General features: G+C 43.2%; 25 protein-coding genes. 10 read left to right on the top strand and 15 right to left on the bottom strand.

What is annotated here, in order from left to right:
- Positions 1-621: hypothetical protein (locus COT72_02285; GenBank protein PIO00511.1), on the bottom strand; the 621-nt coding region annotated here is incomplete at its 3' end.
- A 103-nt stretch (positions 622-724) separates the two neighbouring features.
- Here COT72_02285 and COT72_02280 point away from each other — a divergent pair.
- Positions 725-1,162, top strand: coding sequence for a hypothetical protein (locus COT72_02280; GenBank protein PIO00510.1), 438 nt, complete (start codon positions 725-727; stop codon positions 1,160-1,162).
- Here the strand turns inward: COT72_02280 and COT72_02275 are convergent.
- Positions 1,149-1,499, bottom strand: coding sequence for a hypothetical protein (locus COT72_02275; protein PIO00509.1), 351 nt, complete (start codon positions 1,497-1,499; stop codon positions 1,149-1,151). The two genes, COT72_02280 and COT72_02275, sit on opposite strands and share 14 nt — an antisense overlap.
- A 71-nt stretch (positions 1,500-1,570) precedes the next feature.
- Positions 1,571-2,302, bottom strand: coding sequence for a ZIP family metal transporter (locus tag COT72_02270; protein PIO00508.1), 732 nt, complete (start codon positions 2,300-2,302; stop codon positions 1,571-1,573).
- 67 nt (positions 2,303-2,369) lie between these two features.
- On the opposite strand from COT72_02270, the gene COT72_02265 reads away from it, so the two are divergent.
- Complete coding sequence (locus COT72_02265) at positions 2,370-3,152, top strand: hypothetical protein (protein PIO00507.1); 783 nt, start codon at positions 2,370-2,372, stop codon at positions 3,150-3,152.
- On the opposite strand, the gene COT72_02260 is transcribed toward COT72_02265, so the two are convergent.
- Genes COT72_02260 through COT72_02235 form a run of 6 tightly spaced genes read right to left on the bottom strand, consistent with a single transcriptional unit; the run spans position 3,149 to position 8,690 of the window.
- Positions 3,149-3,979, bottom strand: a complete 831-nt coding sequence (locus tag COT72_02260; GenBank protein PIO00506.1) for a hypothetical protein — start codon at positions 3,977-3,979, stop codon at positions 3,149-3,151. The two genes, COT72_02265 and COT72_02260, sit on opposite strands and share 4 nt — an antisense overlap.
- 28 nt (positions 3,980-4,007) lie before the next feature.
- The gene (locus COT72_02255; GenBank protein ID PIO00505.1) at positions 4,008-5,180 is read right to left on the bottom strand and encodes a hypothetical protein; all 1,173 of its coding nucleotides are present in this window, start codon (positions 5,178-5,180) and stop codon (positions 4,008-4,010) included.
- Complete coding sequence (locus tag COT72_02250; GenBank protein PIO00504.1) at positions 5,131-6,138, bottom strand: hypothetical protein; 1,008 nt, start codon at positions 6,136-6,138, stop codon at positions 5,131-5,133. Before COT72_02250 ends, COT72_02255 begins: the two co-directional genes overlap by 50 nt.
- A 40-nt stretch (positions 6,139-6,178) precedes the next feature.
- Positions 6,179-7,597: a hypothetical protein gene (locus tag COT72_02245; protein ID PIO00503.1), complete on the bottom strand. Its 1,419-nt coding sequence runs from the start codon at positions 7,595-7,597 to the stop codon at positions 6,179-6,181.
- Complete coding sequence (locus COT72_02240; protein ID PIO00502.1) at positions 7,594-8,310, bottom strand: ABC transporter ATP-binding protein; 717 nt, start codon at positions 8,308-8,310, stop codon at positions 7,594-7,596. The genes COT72_02245 and COT72_02240 overlap by 4 nt, the downstream gene beginning before the upstream one ends.
- 17 nt (positions 8,311-8,327) lie before the next feature.
- Entirely contained in the window at positions 8,328-8,690 is a 363-nt protein-coding gene (locus COT72_02235; protein ID PIO00501.1) for a hypothetical protein, read from the bottom strand.
- Positions 8,691-9,028: 338 nt separating this feature from the next.
- On the opposite strand from COT72_02235, the gene COT72_02230 reads away from it, so the two are divergent.
- Positions 9,029-9,736 (top strand): alanyl-tRNA editing protein AlaX, encoded by a 708-nt coding sequence (locus tag COT72_02230; GenBank protein ID PIO00500.1) that lies wholly within the window; start codon positions 9,029-9,031, stop codon positions 9,734-9,736.
- Here the strand turns inward: COT72_02230 and COT72_02225 are convergent, their stop codons facing one another.
- Both COT72_02225 and COT72_02220 read right to left on the bottom strand, forming a co-directional pair.
- Positions 9,737-10,135, bottom strand: coding sequence for a hypothetical protein (locus COT72_02225; protein ID PIO00499.1), 399 nt, complete (start codon positions 10,133-10,135; stop codon positions 9,737-9,739).
- A gap of 42 nt (positions 10,136-10,177) precedes the next feature.
- Positions 10,178-10,519, bottom strand: a complete 342-nt coding sequence (locus COT72_02220) for a hypothetical protein (protein PIO00498.1) — start codon at positions 10,517-10,519, stop codon at positions 10,178-10,180.
- A gap of 76 nt (positions 10,520-10,595) precedes the next feature.
- On the opposite strand from COT72_02220, the gene COT72_02215 reads away from it, so the two are divergent.
- Positions 10,596-11,015: a hypothetical protein gene (locus COT72_02215; GenBank protein ID PIO00497.1), complete on the top strand. Its 420-nt coding sequence runs from the start codon at positions 10,596-10,598 to the stop codon at positions 11,013-11,015.
- 5 nt (positions 11,016-11,020) lie between these two features.
- Here COT72_02215 and COT72_02210 read toward each other — a convergent pair whose 3' ends face one another.
- Entirely contained in the window at positions 11,021-12,706 is a 1,686-nt protein-coding gene (locus COT72_02210) for a DNA polymerase III (protein ID PIO00496.1), read from the bottom strand.
- Positions 12,707-13,042: 336 nt separating this feature from the next.
- Here COT72_02210 and COT72_02205 point away from each other — a divergent pair, with 336 nt between their 5' ends.
- Both COT72_02205 and COT72_02200 read left to right on the top strand, forming a co-directional pair.
- Positions 13,043-13,663, top strand: coding sequence for a hypothetical protein (locus COT72_02205; GenBank protein ID PIO00495.1), 621 nt, complete (start codon positions 13,043-13,045; stop codon positions 13,661-13,663).
- 32 nt (positions 13,664-13,695) lie between these two features.
- Positions 13,696-13,950, top strand: a complete 255-nt coding sequence (locus COT72_02200; protein PIO00494.1) for a hypothetical protein — start codon at positions 13,696-13,698, stop codon at positions 13,948-13,950.
- Here COT72_02200 and COT72_02195 read toward each other — a convergent pair.
- The 3 genes from COT72_02195 to COT72_02185 are packed head-to-tail and all read right to left on the bottom strand — an operon-like array spanning position 13,947 to position 16,263.
- Positions 13,947-14,414, bottom strand: coding sequence for a hypothetical protein (locus COT72_02195; protein PIO00493.1), 468 nt, complete (start codon positions 14,412-14,414; stop codon positions 13,947-13,949). The two genes, COT72_02200 and COT72_02195, sit on opposite strands and share 4 nt — an antisense overlap.
- Positions 14,411-15,856: an RNA-splicing ligase RtcB gene (locus COT72_02190; protein PIO00492.1), complete on the bottom strand. Its 1,446-nt coding sequence runs from the start codon at positions 15,854-15,856 to the stop codon at positions 14,411-14,413. Before COT72_02190 ends, COT72_02195 begins: the two co-directional genes overlap by 4 nt.
- Entirely contained in the window at positions 15,856-16,263 is a 408-nt protein-coding gene (locus COT72_02185; GenBank protein ID PIO00491.1) for a hypothetical protein, read from the bottom strand. The genes COT72_02190 and COT72_02185 overlap by 1 nt, the downstream gene beginning before the upstream one ends.
- Before the next feature lie 197 nt (positions 16,264-16,460).
- Here COT72_02185 and COT72_02180 point away from each other — a divergent pair, with 197 nt between their 5' ends.
- Genes COT72_02180 through COT72_02165 form a run of 4 tightly spaced genes read left to right on the top strand, consistent with a single transcriptional unit; the run spans position 16,461 to position 19,357 of the window.
- Positions 16,461-17,261, top strand: coding sequence for a hypothetical protein (locus COT72_02180; GenBank protein PIO00490.1), 801 nt, complete (start codon positions 16,461-16,463; stop codon positions 17,259-17,261).
- Between the two features lie 43 nt (positions 17,262-17,304).
- On the top strand, positions 17,305-18,300 hold the full coding sequence (gene rpl3p, locus COT72_02175) for a 50S ribosomal protein L3 (GenBank protein ID PIO00489.1): 996 nt from the start codon (positions 17,305-17,307) through the stop codon (positions 18,298-18,300).
- The gene (locus tag COT72_02170; GenBank protein PIO00488.1) at positions 18,297-19,109 is read left to right on the top strand and encodes a 50S ribosomal protein L4; all 813 of its coding nucleotides are present in this window, start codon (positions 18,297-18,299) and stop codon (positions 19,107-19,109) included. The genes rpl3p and COT72_02170 overlap by 4 nt, the downstream gene beginning before the upstream one ends.
- On the top strand, positions 19,106-19,357 hold the full coding sequence (locus COT72_02165; protein ID PIO00487.1) for a 50S ribosomal protein L23: 252 nt from the start codon (positions 19,106-19,108) through the stop codon (positions 19,355-19,357). The genes COT72_02170 and COT72_02165 overlap by 4 nt, the downstream gene beginning before the upstream one ends.
- Positions 19,358-19,359: the final 2 nt, after the last annotated feature.

Below are 19,359 nucleotides of genomic sequence, written 5' to 3'. Positions count from 1 at the left end.
GTAGTAAAATTCGATTTGCGCAATACGACTGCCCACTACTAAAGGCACGATTTGCTGGCGATTATTGTTTGTAATCTCCATAGTCCACCGGTCAATATACCCCACATCGCCTTTGCCTGCGTCACGGCACACAGTGATATTATTTCTCCCCATACTTGAGCGTGAAAGCATTTTAGTGGTGGTCGTGCTTTTGCCCCCAATATATTCAATCGTATGGCCAAGCATGTTTTGGTGGGGAAACAAAAACATCACTCTCTCATCTTTTTTGATGTTTTCAAACGGGCTCGTTACTATCTGGGTCAAGAGATTGTCTGACACAAGATAGCCTGCCTGGCGTGCTCGTTCTTTTATGTGCTCAGAAAAAAATGATTCATCTTCAGTGTATGTTTTGAGCGGTTGCGCTTCGTAGGGTCCTGCCCACATTGTCTCAACACTTTTTTTACTAAATGGGTTGTGAAGTCCTAAATGGTCTCCATGGCGTTCAAGATAGTACCATTTGCCAAGACGCACATCATAGCTGCAGTTTCCAAGATTTGCGTCTTCAAACGGTTCGATAACAATTTCACCAAGCGCGCGATATTCTTTGATGCGCCTGTCTGAAAGAAGGCTTAGTTCATGCATGATACTGATAAAAAACAAAGCGTGTTCTTATGCTTTTTTGTTTATTGCTAATGTTTATATAGTCAAAACTCGTGCGAGAAAACGGTGGAGAGGTGGGTAAACTGTGGTTGCCTATTTTGGAAGAATTCAAAAAAAACTGGTCACTTTCTACGAACAATACATTAAAGACCACACACCAGGAACCCCTTATAATGAGCGTGCAAGAAAAAAACTCGCTAAAAAAGCGTTTCATGCTGCAACACGTTTTTTAGGTATTGAAAAAATCTTTGCAGAATTCCAACCATCCGGTATAGCCCCTGATGTTATAGAAAATCTTGTGGAATCATTTGATGCCACTATTGAGGAATTAATCAGTTCCCAAGACACGCCAGAAGATTGTTTATTCCAGCTGCAGGAACACGCGCACATTTATCAGGAAGAAAAAAAAGGCGAGCAACACATTATCATACGTCTTGCTCCAGATAACCAGAATAAACAGGAGTTAACAGACGCGTACAAAACAGGTATTGATGTTATTAATGAGCGTTTTAATGTTCAATAAATCCTAGCTCGTACGCGCACAAACCAATAATGCCTGCATCAAAAAGAGAAGCAAGCGTGCTGCCAAACGCGCCAAAAAGGATTCGTGAGACAGGAACGTCAATAAGTGCGAGTGCAAGTGTAAAATAGAGTGCCCAACGCTTATTTTTGATAAGACCATACAACGCAATTGCATAGGGCATACTCACAAAACCGAAAACAAGTGCTTCAAATTTTTTATGAGACACCCATTTGACCCCAGCATATCCAAGATAGAACACGACAGCACACAGCACCATGCCCATAAGGAATGGATAGAATTGGGAGGGTTCTTTTTTTCGTGAAAACCAGGGTGTCACACCCTATTTGTGGGTGTTAGTGCATAAAATCTTTACGTTTTAATCCTATTTAAAATTCTTGCATGATTGTTTTAAAAAAATGTGAGGAAAAGCATAAGCACGAAGCCGGTGAGAAACCCGATAAGAAGGTGGTGGCGGGGATGTTTTTTCTTGTCCCGCGCAAGTTCAGGAATAAGGTCAATGCAGGCTATGTAAAAAAACCCCCCTGCAGCAAAGGCAAGAAGAAACGCAGAAATTGAGTGTATGCTTTCAAGGAGCACAACACCAATAATGCCGCCAAGAATCGCAAACAGTGCCGAGAGAAAATTATGCATAAGGGCGCGCCGCGTTTTCATGCCAGCATACAAAAGAATAGCAAAATCTCCGATTTCCTGAGGGATTTCATGAAGTGCAACTGCAAGCGTGCTTGTAATTCCCAGTGCCATGTTTGCGCTAAAGCTGGTTCCGATAATAAGTCCGTCAAGAAAATTGTGCACGCCATCTCCTATAAGGTTCATGTACGCAAATGATTTTGTTTTTTGCTTTTTTTGTGCGTGCCAGAATTGTTTGATAATAAACTCAATTGCGCCAAAAATCACAAACCCAAAAATCATGCTTACCATGGCTAAAGACACGTGCGTGGCCATGGCTTCAGGAAGCAGGTGCAGGAGTGCGCCGCCAATAAGCGTGCCTGCGCTTAAACTAACAAGGTTGCGAATAAGCCCGGTAAGTTTCTTTTTTTCAATGCTTAAGGTAAACACACCAATAAATGAAATAAGACTCACGCCAAGGGTTGCAATCATAGTCGCCAGAAAATGAGCCATACCTAACTACCTCCAGTTAGCATGCTTAAATCTTTTGAACCTATAGATTCCAGAATATTAATAAACAATGCTTGCTCGTAGAGAATTTGTGAGCAAGGGTCAAAGCGCGCTTGAATACTTAATCACGTATGGCTGGGCGCTTCTTGTTATTATTGTTGTTCTTGTGGCTCTTGCAGGACTTAACGTGTTTAATGCCCGCGCGTGGAGTGGTGAGTACGCGTCAGGGTTTAGTTCATTTTCCGTTGATTCCTGGTCCTATTCAAAAGCAGGTGAAGTTGAATTCTCGCTTGCAAACCTGATTGGAAACACAATCACAATTCAAAGCATTAACATTACTGACGGCTTAAACAGTATTGAAACCGGTACGGGCGTGGTAATTGGTTCAGGCCAAGAAAAGCGTTTTGCTGTTGGAGGACTGCGCGAACTTGACCTTGGAACGCTCTATGACGTGCAAATCATGGTTTCTTTTGTTGCAGGCAAAGTGCTCAAATATGATGCTGGCGCGTTTGGCGGTCGTGTTGCAAGCGATGTGCTCATTGATGTTAAAGCGCCCCTTGTTGCGCTTATGTTACCTCTACTTGGAGAGGAGTACACGAGTACGAACTCGATTGGATTTAATGTGAACGCAACTGATGAGACTGCATTAACAAACTGCACGCTCTATTCTAACATGTCTAATGGCAATTGGGGAACGCACGCAACAAAGAATGCGTTTGGCATGAATGCAAGTCTGACCTGGATTTTTTATAATATTGCAAATGGTAATTATACATGGAACGCGCGATGTTGTGATGTGGGAAATAATTGCGCGTTTGCTGATTCTAACTCAACGTTCTCAGTAAAGATTTAATATTTTTTTAAAAAGTGTTCAAGTTCAACGTTGAATTGTTGCGGGTTTTCAACATTTGAAACATGCACTGAGCCGGGTATGGTGCAAAGCGTTGCGTGAGGAATGTGTTTTGCAAGCTGTTTTGATTCGTTTGCAATAATACGGGGCTCAAGCGCGCCAACAAGAACAAGTGTGGGCACACTAATCGCGTTTAGCATCACACCCTTGAACGCGTGAATTGCATTAATGTGTTTTATGAGTTGTGTTCTGTTAAATGATTCAAACTCGTGAATAATTTTTTTCTGGATGGGTGATGGTTTTTTTCTAAGAAATAAATAGGCTGCCCGGGTGTACGCTCGCTCAAAGGCGTGCTTAAACCGGCTTTTGCCGGTGTACGCTCGCGCAATCAGGGTGTTTCGTTTTTCTCCAAACATGGGTTTTGGCGTGATGAGTTGTTCAAGGGTTTCAAGCATGCCAAACGGCTCTTTTGTGAGCGTGTCTGAGAGTACGAGTGCGCTAAGTTTTTGCGGGTATTTTACTGCGTAGGCTTGTGCAATCATGCCGCCAAGTGAAAGACCGCAAAGAACGGGCTTTTTTATGTTAAGCGCATTCAAAAGCGCGTTAAGGTCGTCTGCCATTTGTTCAATTGAGTACGCGCCTTTTGCGCTGCTGCTTTGCGCGTGGCCTCGAAGGTCATAGGTTATGGTGCGATACTGTTTTTTGAAGTGTTCAACCTGCGCGCTCCATGCTTTATGCGAAGCAGTAAGACCATGAATAAATACTAAGGGTGTTCCTCTTCCGCGTGATTCATAATAAGTGAGAATTCCATTTGTGCGAATGTTTGGCATACGGGTTTATGACTGTTTTTCGCGTGATTTAAATGATTCGTGTGTGCTGCTGGGTGGTGTAGAGTATGATGCGGTTAACTGGTAACTGGGTGAGTGGTTTATGCAGGCTCCCATCCTCAAAAGGTATGTGCACGATTTTGTTTCGATTTGAATGAATGTAGGTTCCAAACATGTTTTCTTCTCGAATGTTGAGCGCATCACACATGCTTTGCTCAAGGGTATTCACTTCTGTTGGTCCAACAGGATGTTCAAAATCAAATGTGAATGTGTTTCGTGGTTTTACGCGTTTTTCAAGCAATCCTAGTATTCGTTTTGTTTTTGGGTGGCAGGTAAGATACGCGGTTGCCCGTGTTTCGGTTAAGTCAAAGAATTCTTCTAAAAGCTCGCCGTGCTCATAGAGTGTTGACAATGCTTTTGTGAGCAGTGCTGAGGGAAACAAATTGCTCGTGCTGTACACTTCATTATACACTTCTTGCCGGCACACGTCCCACTTTTTTAATTGATGCTCAAGCCCGTTTTTAAAGAAGGGTTTATTGTTTTTTAGTACGATGTTTTTTGCAATAAATCTCGGGTCGTATATGCCCTCGCGCAACACGCCAAGACACGCGCCATAGCGAAGCGAGTTATCAAGATTGTCCATGTCAAGGGTTCCTGCAATTACATTGCCAAGCGTGTCGCGTCCGCTCACGAAATCGTGGACTTCAGAAACGCTCGTGCCATACATTTCAAGCAGGTCTTCAACATCTTCAAGCCAGCGCCGCGCGTGCTCGTCATGTTCAATGCCCAGCATTTTTTGCATGAATGGTTCAGCTGCGTGCGAGAACGGCGGGCTTCCGCTATCATGATAGAGTCCTGCTATTGAAAGGGGTTCATAATGTGCTTTGAGCTCTTCTTGGTCGCTGAGAAGTCCTGCAAGATGCATAACCCCTATTGAATGGATAAAGCGGGAATCCATGCGCCGGTTATGGTGCTCATGCTTGTAGCGCGTGGGTATTGCGCTTAGTGAAATATCTTTGAGTCGTGTAACCGACGGGTGCGTGATAAAGGGCTGGAAGGGGCGTGTTAAAACCCACTGGTAGAGTGTTTTGTCATACATATAATCGTGCGCGTCTGCGGTTTTTTTGTCAGTATATACCATTGCGTGTATTTTTTTAGAGCATGCGTGTTTTAAGCGTTTCGAGTGCGAGCTCGTAATCCTCATCAAATTCTTCTTCTAATGCCGTGTTTTCAGTGTTCTGTTCATTTTTTTCTTTTTTCTTTTTTTGGGTGATGTGTGCGCCAATGGTATCAAATTCTGCTGAAAATGATTCATCATACTCCTCTTTTTCATCTGCAGGGTTATCATGCTCGTCTGCGCGGGCTTCATTGTCTATCATGGTGAGCTTTTTGAATGCATCTTCAAATGAGGGAATGGTTTCAAATCGGTCAGTTTCCTCAGATGCGGTATCAGACTCGTTTGTTGTTGTAATCCGTGCGTCATCAAGAACGTGGAGTAAATTGATTGCGTTTTGGGTTTGTGCTGTTCTTTTTTGCGTATTAATGCTTCTAAAAAAGCGGCGCAGCACGAGCAATGTTTCAAAATGACAGTCTGATGCAAGTGCGTAATCCTTGTCAACGCGTGAAGAGAGTATAAGCGCGTCTTTTGCCGTGATGTTAAGGGTTTCAAACACCTGGTCGTAGAACTCTTTTTGACTGCGTCTAAATCCCTCAACAATGATGGTTTTATAAAACGCGTCTTTGAGTCCGAACTGTTCAAGCGCTTTGTTAACATATTCTTTGCTTGAATCTTCGCAAAGCACAACGCGGATACTCTGTTGCTTTGCCTGTTTAAGAAAGGGCATGACATCTGTGTAGAGGTGTGAGGAGTGTATCATAAAGGTTCGAAACTTTGCAAGTGTTTTATCAAGTACTGAGGGTGTGGGGTTAAGCCCGATTTCTATAAGCGCGTGCTTCCAAAACTTATGCCAATACCCTTCTGAATCATTTACCAGAATTGATGGCTTGATTCGTTTTTCAAGGGCAGCATAGTCTTCTTGCGCAATAGAAAACTTAACATTGCTTTGGCGAAGCGCAAGCCATTGCAATTTCACATTATCCTGATACGCCTTAGTAACATCAAGAAGAAGCCCATTAAGGTGTACAAGAATATATGCTGGCATTGTTTTTCAAAATAAGTCATGTGTTAATAAAAACATTGTTTTAATTGATGAGTTGAATGCGTTGGGGGCTTGCACGAATTGCATAACCCATGATTGCTGAAACAAAAAGAAGTACAAGCGAGGTTGCACCAAGTAGCAGCGTGCTTTGCGCGTTTGGGTGCGCAAATGACAAAAACATCATCCATATAATAACCGGTGCAAGAAAGAGTATATAGCGCATAAATATTTTTGCATCAAACAATAAAATGTTTGGACTCAGTCCAGTAAGCAGAACAAGCGTGTTTGTTGTATACGCAAAAACTCCGCTTAAAACAAGCAGACCAAGCAAGAACGCTTCAATGCTTGCATTAAGAAATAAAACTGAGATGATGAGCATAAAAGAACCGCTTGTTGCGCCAATTGTGTATGCAAGAGTGGTTTTTGCACGAAGAATTGATTTTGTGGAAACGGGTAAAAATGCGTACTTGTCAATAAGGTCAAATTCAGTAAGCCAATTATATACAGTTGATGCAGTGATGCCAATAACCACACTAAAGAGGATGAGCAATCCATCATTTGAAACTGAAAAAATGTTAAGCAACACGCGTATCATGACCTCAACAATCATAAGCGGTATAAGAAATGAGAAAAAGATTTTTCCAAAACCCCCTTGGCTTCTGCGAAGGTCAATTAAATCTTTAATAATAAATGCGCGAAGAAGCGAATGTTTTTCTTGCCTGCCAAAAAGTGAGGGGTAGCTTTTTGCAAGCGCAAAGTGTTCAAAACTAAATAGCAGAGTTGCAGCAAGCAAAAATGCTCCAATTGCACAAAGAGTTAACACAAGATACGTGGGGTTTAGTGTGAGATAAAACGCGAGTGGGCCAAGCGCGTTTTGATAGATGCTTTCGCTAAGAAAAAAAGTAATACCCACAAAACCAAGCACTACTGCTATGATAAGAAGTGCTTGTGCAATGATTTGCGCGCGTGTGTAGAGGGTTGAAATAAGAAAACTGAGCGATAAGCCCAGCAAAAATGAGAGCGGGAGCGTAAGTAGAGAAACAAGCACGCGCATAAAGGGGAGGGGAGTGATTGCTGCACTTGCGAGTAATGCAACACTAAAGGGGATGACAAGAAATGCAGAATAGTAGACTATATCCTTGATAATAAAATTGGCAAAAATAGTGTGCAATCCAATAGGCAGGGTGCGTGATGAGTACGCTAAAAAACTAACCTCTCCAAAACGGCGATTCAAAACTTCACGCCCGCCAAGACCAAACGCGCCAATCATAAGACCAAACACGAGAAAGGTGTAATGTGTGAAGCTCATCATCTGCGTGTGCGTAATGATGTAAGGTGCAACAAACGCGAAAGCTAAGCATAATCCAAACACGACCAGCGCAAAAAGTGCAAAAGAGGTGTTGCCAACAATGCTTGCGTGAATGTGCCATTCTTCGCGCAGGAGTTGTTTGAACAAGCTCATGACAGAATCCTCTCAAAGGCGTGCTCAAGCGTTCCATAGTTGGTGATAAGTGTTTTAACGCGCTCAGTTTTTACAATATGGCCATTATGCATGAATGCAACGCGGTCGCAGAGCTCTTGAGCTATGGAAAGCACGTGTGTGCAGAGAAAAATGGTGTTACCTTGTTTTGTGTAATCTTTGAAAAATGTTTTAACCTTTTTTTGAATAAGCGGGTCAAGATTGACAAGCGGTTCATCAATAAAGGCAAGTTTTGGTTCAAAGAAGAACGCTTGGCTCATCATGAGTTTTTGGCGTGTTCCGCGCGACAAGTCTTTACTGAGTTTGTGTTTTTGAGAATCAAAAGAAAGAAACTCAAACCAATGTTTCATTTTTTTCTCAGCGTCTTTGACGTGTCTGATTTCGCTGACAAAGCGCAAGTACTCTTCACTGGTAAGAAATGAGGGAGGAACTTCTTGTTCGGGAATCACTCCAACCTGTTTTCGTGAACTAACTGGTTTTTCAATTACGTTTGTATCAAGCACGCGAATAGATCCGTGGTCTGGCGCGCTTTGTCCGGTAAGAAGGCGAATCATTGTTGATTTTCCCGCGCCGTTTGGTCCAATAAGACCAAAAATTTCTCCCTGTTCAACGCTTAGTGATACGTTATTAACTGCTTTGAGCGAGCCGTACGTTTTTGTTAGGTTAGACACATCAATAACTGCTCCCATACGCATATCTGTAGTCTTAGAAATTATATATCTTTCACTATGCTGAATATCGCGTCTTGGTACGTGTTTTTGTCAGAGAAATAAACGCGAACTCCTAAGTGTTCGAGATGTGCTAAAACAAGTTTATTGGTGAACTCTTTTTGAAACGGGCAGATAAAAAGGATGGTGTCAAATCCGGCAGCATGTGCTTTTATCCCGTTATAGAGTACGCGCTGTGCTATCCACTTGTATGAATTCTCAAACTCAATTGCAAGAGCGGGCTTGTTTTCTTTGAAGAGTGCAATATCAATGCGCGAGCCAAGCGGTGTTCGGTATTCTGCTTTTGCATTGACTGAAAGTGATTCGCACACGTGCGTAACGTTTTCAATCATGGATGCAAGCTTCACACTAGATGCTGATAATCTGGAAAATAAAAAAGGAATGGTTTTGCACACAATTATTGTGTGAATTATGATGCGCTGGACACGTTTTTACCAGTCTTCATCGTCTGAGTCTTCGTCGTCATCGTCTTCAGGGTCATCTTCGTCATCAAATTGGTATTTTTCTATCATCGTTTAATTCACCTTCTTTTTGTGTAGTATAAACAATCACCAAAGTGTTTGTTCTACTCTTCCCTACAACAGGCGCTTTTTATATGCGTTATGCAAAATCATTTATAAACTATTTAAAACAGTGACGGGTGATACAAAAATATTTAATTCAGTTCTACTGCTAGAGTCATACTATGACTGATGCGCTCTACCTTGATGATTCGTATCTTAGAATCTGGACTGCCCGCGTTGTTTCTCTCAAAGATGACACTTATGTTGTGCTTGACAAAACTGCGTTTTATCCTACTGGTGGAGGACAACCCAGTGATACGGGAGTGATAAGAAAGGAGGGTCAGGCGTTTCGTGTGGTGTTTGTGGGAAAATTTAACGGCACTATAAGTCATGAAGTTGATGCGCCCGGTCTTGCTGTTGGTGACATAGTTTCATGCGAAATTGACTGGCAGCGCAGATACGCACTCATGCGCGCACACACGGCATCGCACGTGCTTAGCGCAGTGCTTCTCAAAACAGCACACGCTAAAATTACGGGAAACCAGCTTGGTCTTGACAAGTCACGTATGGATTTTTCTATGGACGATTATTCCCCAGAAAAGCTGCAGCAATTTGTGAATGCCGCAAACAGTTTGCTTGCAAAATGCATTCCTATTACTATTTCATATATTACGCGTGAACAAGCACGCGCAAAACCTGAGCTTGCGCGTCTTGCAAAAGGCTTGTTAGGAAAAATCACCACCCTGCGTGTAGTTACCATAGGCGAGGTTGATGAGCAGGCAGATGGGGGAACGCACGTGAAAAACACGCAGGAAGTAGGTGCTATTAGACTGCTTAAAACAGATAATAAGGGAAAAAACAATCGCCGACTCTATTTTGAACTGGTTTGATTAAAGGTACAAGAACCCTTCGCGATGCGTTGGTTTTCGCAAAATCTCTTGCAACATTCGCTGTGATGCTGAGTCAGTGAAGATAAGTCTAAGATAGGTCTGTATTGTGCCAAGAATTTCTTCTGTTTGTTCCGCCACGTCTTCAAGCCCATGCGTTTTTGCATCATCTTGTGCGGTTTTGAGTGTGTGGATGAATCGCTGAAAATATTCATCGCCTTCTTTTGTTTGCAGTTGTGTAATGTTTTTGCTTTTTCCCTGCAAGTGTTGCGCGTACGAGCAGATAAGAGTGCCAAGAACGCGTGTTCGTTCTTTTAGTGATGATTGTTTCATAAACGAATCAAGCCACGCGCAGTACTCAGCAGGGGGCAGTTCGTTGAGTTTAGCATAATCAATATCCATACTTCTTTTTTTAAAAAAACGTGTTCAAAAGCTTTACTGCACTCAATGGTAGAGAAATTGTTCAAGATACGAGTGTTTTTTATTCTTTCCGGTGAGTGTTTCAAGCCCTTCTAACGCGTTTGTCGCGCGCCAAAACAGGTCAGGCAAATTCTTCTTTTTTGAGAAATAGTGTATCACTTTCATTGCGTTATACGCTTTATCAAGATTAAGGCGAAACTCATCTGAATGAAGCGCGCTTTCACTTAGCGCTTTTGAAATGTAGCGCTCATACAAAACCTTGCACGTGACAAGCACATTCCCCATGGAAAGGTTGCATGCGCTTAGTTTTCGAAGCGTGTGCAAGTACTCACTGAGCGTTTGGGTGTCAACATCCTCAAAGTCCATACATTCCCGATTAGCGGACATTGAGTATAATAATGTTTTTGTATGCAAATATGCGTAATAATTGTTGGTATAGCTCATGAAAATTGTTAATTTCGCGCATTTCTTTAAAGACACGCGAAGCGTGCTTGAACTCAATGGGGAACTGCCCAAGCTTGAAAGGGGTTACCCAAAAGATGGCAATCTCATGCTGAGCTTGAGCAATGAGAAAGGGGAGCGAAAAGCATTCAAGCTTTCAGTTGTTGAAGCGTCACGTCTTGTGTTTGCACTTCAAAACTTTATTATGAAACACGAAGATGAATTTGCACGCCTAAGCGAGCGTACACCGGCAAAAGCCGGTTTAAGCGCGCCTTTGAGCGAGCGTACACCGGCAAAAGCCGGTTTAAGCACTCCTCTAAGCGCGCGTAACGCGGATAACCAAAAATCGTCGTTAGACAAAGACAAAAACGTGGCGTCAGCATCTATGGAGAGCGACCCGCTCAAAGACATTCTTATTTGAACACGTCACGCTTTGAGCAGTTTGAGAAATGGCATGTATGATTTCGTGTTTATGATATGCTTGTCTTGTGCGTATCCTCTGCGTGCCATGCCAATTCCTGCATCCATGCAGTGAAGTGAATCAGTATTATGTGCGTCAGTGTTGATGATAAGTTTGCATCCTGCGTTTATTGCTGCATGAATGTGCTCGTCTCGAAGGTCAAGCCGCTCGGGTGACGCGTTGATTTCAAGATACGTGTTTGTTTCCTTGCTGGTGTTAAACACGCGTTCCCAATCAAGGGTGTAGCCTTCACGCTTTCCAATAACGCGCCCGGTAGGGTGTGCAATAATGCGCACGTACTCGTTTTGCATAGCTGCAAGGATACGAGTTGTGAGTTGCTGTTTTGTTTGGTGAAACCCGCTATGAATTGAGGCAATCACATAATCAAAATCTTTGAGCGCGTCATTTTTGAGGGTGAGTTTTCCTTTTGAATCAATATCCACTTCTGCACCCTGTAAGACGTGAAAGTCTTGTTTGTCAATTTCTTTTCGCTGTTTTGCTATTTGTTGTTTGTTCATGGCTCCTGCTATTTTGAGCGTTCCTGCATGGTCGCTAATGCCCATGTATGCGTAGCCCATTTTTTTGCAGGCATGAATCATCTCACCAACGCTGTTTGCTCCGTCACTGTAGTGGGTATGCATTTGCACATCTCCGTGAACCTTTGCTACGAGTGTTGGAATCTTTTTGTTTTTTGCGAGTTCAATCTCGCCTTGATTTTCGCGCAGTTCTGGGGAAATGTACTGGAGTCCAAGTCCTGCGTACACGCTTTTTTCGTTTTTCCCTGCAATGCGTTTTTCTCCTCTAAAAAGACCGTATTCTGAGAGTTTCAAACCTTTTTTTTGCGCGATTTTTCGCAGTGCAATATTATGATATTTTGAACCAGTAAAGTATTGGGCAGCGCTTCCAAAACTATTCTTGTCAACCACGCGCACATCAACGTGCAGACCGTTTTTAAGCACAAAGCTTGTTTTCGTGCTTCCTTTTGCAAGCATGCGCTCTATGCGTTCAAACGCATTAATGTGCGTGATGAGTTTTTTTGGCTGGGTTGACGTGACGAGAATGTCAATATCACCAATAGTTTCAGTGTAGCGGCGATAACTTCCTGCAATAAGAAATAATCCTGCAGCAGGGTTACGCGTGATGTGTGTTTTGAGCGCGTCAATGTCACGCACCACGTGGCCGCGAACATGGCGGTCTTTTGTTTTTTGCGCAAAATGAATCGCTTCTAATAGGTTTTTTTCGCGTTTCTTACCCATACCTTCAAGGTTTCTGATTTTTCCTTCTTCTGCTGCTTTTTTGAGGCTGGCAAGATTTGTTATGTGTAGCGCGTCGTACAAGTGTTTGATGGTTTTTGGTCCAAGCCCCTCAATGCGTGAGAGTTCTTCAATATTTACCTTGCTCTTTTTCTTGAGCCTTTCGTAATAGCGAAGCGAGCCGGTTTTAATGAGTTCAGCAATTTTTTTTGCAATTGAGCTTCCTACATGAGGAATGTCTTCGAGCAATCCTTTCTGGTACACGTCATTGATGTCTTCACTCATAAAAGCAATGCTTTGTGCTGCTGCACGGTACGCGCGGGGTTTCCATTGCACGTCTTCTAATTCAAGAAGGTCTGCTATTGCTTCAAGTACGCGTGCAACACGTGTATTATCCATAGGTTATACTCCCCTGTATTGTTTTGTTTTTGTCGTGCATAAAAACATTCTGTACTCTGTTTTTGTTGCAAAAAAGAAAAAAAAGAAAAAAAATGCAGAGGAGAGGTGGTGAACATGAGGGGGGTTTTTGTCTCCCCCCATTTGCTGCGAACACCCTTTTTTTTGGCGTGGGAAGGATGTAGTCGCGTGCTTTTGGTGAATGTCGTTTTGTTGGACTCCCGAATGCCCTTGTTTGACACTATTCTCTTGTCACCCTATTTATAAAGCCATTATGAAATCATAATCAAGACGCATGGTTCACAAGACTTAAAAGGCAAAACGCGCAGGTACGAGATAATGGATGTTTCTCTTTTAGGCGTAACAAATAGTGTATTAGAGCTTGCAATTTCTTGTATCACATTTATTATTGGTTTGTACTTGTTTAGAATCCAGCTTGTTACGCGGGAGCGAAAGCACAAATTGCTTGGCATCGGGTTTTTGCTTATTAGCATAGCCTTTATCACAAAAGTGGGCCTTAATATTGCAGAATTGTATTTTTCGTTTTCAAACCTGTTTTTGCGTTCTGTGTGGATTCTTGCGTATTCAGCATTTCTGCTTTTTGGCTACACAACCCTTGACAAGCTTTTTTTAGATATCCGCAGGTATCGCTTGTTTGCACTTCAAATTATTATTTACGTGTTAAGCTTGTTTCTTATCTACACGTATTCCCCTCTCTTCCATGAACTGATTGGTGCAATCCTGCTTACGTTTCCCGTGCTTTATTTTTACGAGAACTACGCTAAAAAACGCTCAAGAAACGCTCTATTGGTTCTTTTAGCCTTTTTCGGGCTTTTAGTAAGCCATTTGAGCTATTTCCTAATATTTATAAATAGTTCACTATTTTTTGTGGACAATCTCGTGCGTGTGGCGTCGTATGGCGTCCTTTTGAGCGTGTATGTTCTCACACGCTCATCCTAGGCGAAAAAAAGGTGGGGTGAGTAAAAACAACAATGGCTAAGAAGCGAAATCGGTTGCAAATCATTTATGATATTCTTAAAACCATCAAAATGAATCCTTCAATCAAGCGCACGCACTTAATGTACAAGACAAACTTAACATATATTCGCCTTGCAAGCTATCTTGATGAACTTGAAAAAAAGAAGCTGGTTGTGATTGGTGATGAAATCCACTTAACTACGGAAGGAAAAGCATTTCTTGACCACGTGGGAAAAATGCAAAAGTTTGTGGACAGTTTTGGTCTTTAGTCTTGAACAAAGAAGATGTCTTTTGTGTGTTCAATCACGCGGCCTTTCAAACCTTGTTTTGCGGTTATGCTCAAAACGCGGGCAGTAGTCCACGTTTTTTTGAGCACAGAAAACACCACGCGTTTTGAAACGCGTTTCATTTCACGAATCGCGCGCTCAGGTTCAGATACGTCCTGGAGCAGGGTAAGCGAGAGCGCGGTATCAAAACTTTTGTCCTTAAATGGCAGTGCGCACGCGTCACCAATGACTTTTATGCCGCTCAGGTGTGCGAGCATGCCTGGTGAGCTGTCAAGACCAACCACGTTTTTGATGTGTTTAGTAATAATTCCTGTTCCGCAGCCTATGTCAAGGGTTTTTCCCTGAACAAATGTTTTGAGCGCGTCCCACTTTTCTTCCTGTTCGCGCCCATACAATTCATCATATCCTTTGCTAATCGCGTTATAATACGCGCGTGTTTTTTTCATCCTTTTGTCACCAAAAGAGGTGTTACGCGCGCGACCGTGTTTGAAATGCCTGCACCTGCAACACTTGCAATCACTTCATCAACATCCTTGTACGCGCCAGGTGCTTCTTCTGCAAGCAGGAGGGGGTTGGTTGCTTTTGCAAGAATGCCTTTTTTTTCAAGCTGGGCTTGAATGTTTGCACCCTTAAACTCGCGAATCGCTCCTTTACGGCTCATTTGTCTGCCCGCGCCATGACATGAACTGCCAAAACTCTTTTCCATTGCGCCTTGGGTTCCTGAGAGAATATAACTTGCAGTTCCCATGCTGCCTGCAATGAGTACGGGTTGTCCTGCACGGCGATACGCACTTGGCACTTTCTCGTGACCAGGTGCAAACGAGCGTGTCGCGCCTTTTCGATGCACCATTACTTCTTTTTTCTTTCCGTTAATGGTGTGGATTTCTTTTTTTGCAATGTTGTGGCACACATCATACAAGAGAGTTAAGCCTAGTTCGTGCCAGTCTTTTTTGAACACGCGAGAAAATGCTTCGCGAACAAAGCTGGTGATCATTTGGCGGTTTGCAAACGCAAAATTCACGCCACACACCATTGCTTCATAATAGTCAATGCCTTGCGTGCTTTGCACGGGTGCGCACACGAGTTGCGGGTCGGGAAGCCAGATGTTGTTTTCTTTAACTGCGCGGTTCATGATGCGCAAGTAATCGCTTGCAATTTGGTGGCCAAAGCCCCTGCTTCCGCAATGAATCATAACAACCACTTGGTCTTTGGAGAGTCCGTATGCGTCTGCAATTGTTTTGTCAAACACCTGTTCAACGCGCTGCACTTCAAGAAAGTGGTTTCCCGCGCCAAGCGTGCCAAGCTGGGGCATGCCTCGTTTTCGCGCGTCTCTGCTCACTTTTGCGGGGTTTGCTCCAGGCATGTTTCCGTTTTCTTCACTGTGTGCAGTATCTTCTTTGATGCCATACCCGTTATCAACGCACCATTGTGCGCCGCGTTCCATGACTTCATCAAGTTGGGCAGCAGTGAGTTTAATCCTGCTTTTTGACCCAACACCCGCGCGCACGCGTTTGAATAATTCATTTGTGAGCTCGCGCTTTACTGCTTGAACATCTTTTGTAACAAGAGTTGTGGTGAGCATGCGAATACCGCAATTAATGTCAAAACCAGTCATGCCTGCGCTGATAATGCCCTCTTGCAGGTCAAATGCGCCTACTGCGCCAACTGGAAGACCATACCCCCAGTGAAGGTCAGGCATGCCAACAACAGGCTCAATAATGCCCGGGAGGCATGCTACATTGGTGAGTTGTTCAAATGCTTTGTCATCACCAGAATCAATAATGTTCTTGCTTGCAAAGATGTGTGCGTCAACGCGCATTTTTTCCCGAACTGTTTTTGGCAGTTTCCAGGTAAAGTCATTGATTTTCTCAAGCTTGTCTCTTATCATTATATATCCACCACCACGTTTGCAACCCATGCATTCTTTTTTTGGGAGACTGAGTAATTATAATAGGTAACTCCTTTTACGTGTGTCTGAATAAGGTTTGTGTTTGTTTTCATGCCGTGTGCGGTTGCGTTCACGTTTTTTCCGCGTATGGTTACGTGAAAGTCTTTGAGCATGACCTGTTTTGTTTCAAAAGTGATAAGCACTTGTGTGAGAAAATTGTAGAGTTGTTCTTCAATATCGCTTCCCTGCGTTTTGATACGGTATTTTTTTTGTCTGCTTACTTTTTTTGTGTCATACATGATGTTAACCATGCCAAGGGCTGCGTCTTCAAACAGTGCTTCTTTTTTCTTAGCAGTAACGCGAAACATAACATCACTTGTAAGGTCGTCAACGTACTTGTAGCTCATTATTTAATAGCGCGTACTAAACATTTATTAAGCCTTGTGAGTGTCTTGTTTGCCAAATGACTGCTCAATCATTAAAGGAATTGTATTTGGCATCTGGAATCTGGAAGGAGCCACGACACGAGTTCTTAGAGTATATTAACACAAATAAGCCCTCATATGTCGAGGGGGTTGTTATTACTAAATTACATAATGCCGTAATGCAAGTGGTACCTCATTTTCGTTCGTTTTTTTCTGGAGAAAAAAATCCTGCCCAAATCCTTGTTGACGGGTCTGTGTTTGAAACACACACCCTTGAGGAATTCTTTTCTGTGCTTGAACACCATGAATACGTGCATGCAAAAGAGCACACGCTTGAAAAAAAGCCGGTGTGGCGTTCATCATTTGAAGACCACCTGTACCTTTTACTAAAACAACATCCTGAATTGTGGAATGGTTTTGTTACCTTTCCAAAAAACACGCACTCAAAAAGAAACTTTTTTCTCTCAAAACTCTCGCCCCTGTTTTTAGATAAAATTTATCTTGGTGATGAGCGCTATTGCGCGTTTGAAGCAGAACTTGCGCAACGTATTTGGCATGTGCATGAAACATTTGATGAGTTTCTTGCAAACATTAAGAATAGAATTTCAACTGCAAAACAGTCTCAAGAGGTTCACCCCCACCAAACGATACTGTTTGATACTCGTATCCTAGGTGAATCAAAACTCACGTTTGAATCTCTTCAACAGGTAGCACAGTATATGGAAGCGCGCGTGTCATACCTTTTTCCCGCCGGCGAACTTCCCGCATATGTTGAAGAATTAGGCCACATACTTACAAACGATACGCCATCACGGTATGCGCATGACACATTCATAAACAGTACGTGTTATCTTGACCGCGTAAAAGAGCCTAAAAGAGGGTTTTATCTCGAAAAATCAGAAGAATTAGATGATATTATTTGCAAAACAGATGAACTTGTTGAACTTTTTCGCGCACAATTTTCAGGACGCAAGACATAACGTTTAAATAGTATTCTGCATTTTTGACTTAAGTGAATACTTCATGGGTCATCAGGTAGGATTTCGACACCGCCCACGCAGAGGTAGCCTGCAGTTTTGGCCACGCGTGCGTGCAAAGCGACCATATCCTTCTGTTGCATCATGGCCCCGCTCAACTGAAGCAAAACTACTTGGTTTTGCCGGGTATAAGGCGGGCATGACCCGTGTGCTTGCAATTGACAACAAAAAAACATCGCAAACAAAAGGCGCTGAAATCGCGCTTCCGGTTACTATTATTGAAGTGCCACCTCTCAAATTCTTTGGTCTTCGCTTATACTCGCAATCTCTTGAAGGTCTTGCGCCTCTTACTGAAGTGTGGGCTGACACAAAAGACAAATATCTTGTGCGAAAAATCAAAACACCAAAAACGTTCGCGTCAGAAAAAACACTTGCGCAGGTGCAAGAAAAACTCAAAGATGCTGCTGAAATCCGCATGCTTGCTCACACCCAACCACACCTTGCACGGCTCGGAAAGAAACGACCCGACGTGTTTGAACTCAAAGTTGGCGGAGAACTCACCGCTGCGTTTGAATACGCAAAAAACCTGCTTGGAAAAGAGCTTCGTATATCAGACGTGTTTGACAAAGGAGAGTACGTTGACACGTTCTCAGTGAGTAAGGGAAAAGGTTTTCAAGGTTCAGTTAAGCGTTTTGGCGTCCGTATCCTGCAGCACAAAGCAGAGAAAGTTAAGCGTAAAGCAGGAACACTTGGTCCATGGACACCAAAGAAAACATCCTTTCGAGTGCCACAACATGGTCAAATGGGTTTCCACTCACGCGCAGAATACAATAAACAAATCCTCCAAGTTGGTGAAACTCTCAAAATCAAGGGCGGGATTGTTAACTATGGAGACATTACTCATGATTACGTGCTTGTTCAAGGAAGCATTCCGGGCTCAAAAAAGCGTCTTATTATCTTGCGAAAAGCACTGAGACCCTCACAAAAAACACGACATGCCGCACCTGAGCTCACACACGTGGCATTGAGGTCACAACAATGACAAGCGTAAACGTTATCTCACTCAAAGGCGAAAAGAAAGCAACAACCACGCTTCCAAAACAGTTTAGTGAAGCCTATCGCCCTGAAATCATTAAACGTGCATTCCAAGCACAGGAATCCCATAGCAGACAACCCTATGGTCCAAGCGCGCTTGCAGGAAAATTATTTTCAGTATACTTATCAAAACGCCGACGAAAATATCGCGGTGTCTACGGCAAAGGTCGTTCAAGAACGCCTCGAAAAGTGCTTTGGAGACGCGGAACCCAGTTTAATCTGCGCGCCGCAGTTGTGCCTTTTGCTGTTGGCGGACGACGTGCACACCCTCCAAAACCAGAAGCTGAACGCATGAAGAAAGTCAACCAAAAAGAGCGCAGACTCGCAATCCGCTCAGCACTTGCTGCAAGCACTAATATTGAGCTTGTGAGAAAAAAACACGCTCTTAACAACATCAAAACGCTTCCAATCGTGTTTGAAGACGCGTTTGAAAAAACAAAGAAAACAAAGGACGTGGCAAACGCGCTTACTGCAGCAGGACTGGTAAGCGAGCTTGAGCGCGTGAGCAAAAAAGGAGTGCGTGCAGGAAAAGGAACTATGCGCGCAAGAAAATACAAAACCAAAAAAGGTCCGCTTGTTGTTGTTTCAGGCGCGTGTGACGCACAAAACGCGATTAAAAACATTCCCGGAACCGATGTTGTACACGTCAAAAACTTGAACGTCAGCGCGCTTGCGCCAGGAGCACACGCAGGCAGGCTTATTATTTTCACTCAATCAGCACTCAAAATCCTTGAAACTGAGGCGCTATTCACATGAACACGCTTAAATACCCGTTAACAACCGAGAAGTCAGTGCGGCTCGTTGAGTCAGAAAACACGCTCACGTTTATTGTTGATGAGCGCGCAAACCGAACGAGTGTACGAAAAGATGTTGAAACCGCCTTTAAGGTTAAGGTTAAAAACGTGCGCATACTCAAAACTTCAAAGGGACTTAAAAAGGCCTTTGTCATGCTTGCAAAACAAAGCAACGCACTTGATGTGGCAACTGACCTTGGAATGATGTAACC

This window comes from archaeon CG10_big_fil_rev_8_21_14_0_10_43_11, from assembly GCA_002763265.1.
In the GTDB taxonomy this organism is placed as follows: Archaea; Nanobdellota; Nanobdellia; order PEZQ01; family PEZQ01; genus PEZQ01.
Note: the sequence above shows the minus strand (reverse complement) of the source record. Positions and strands in the feature narration are given on the sequence as shown.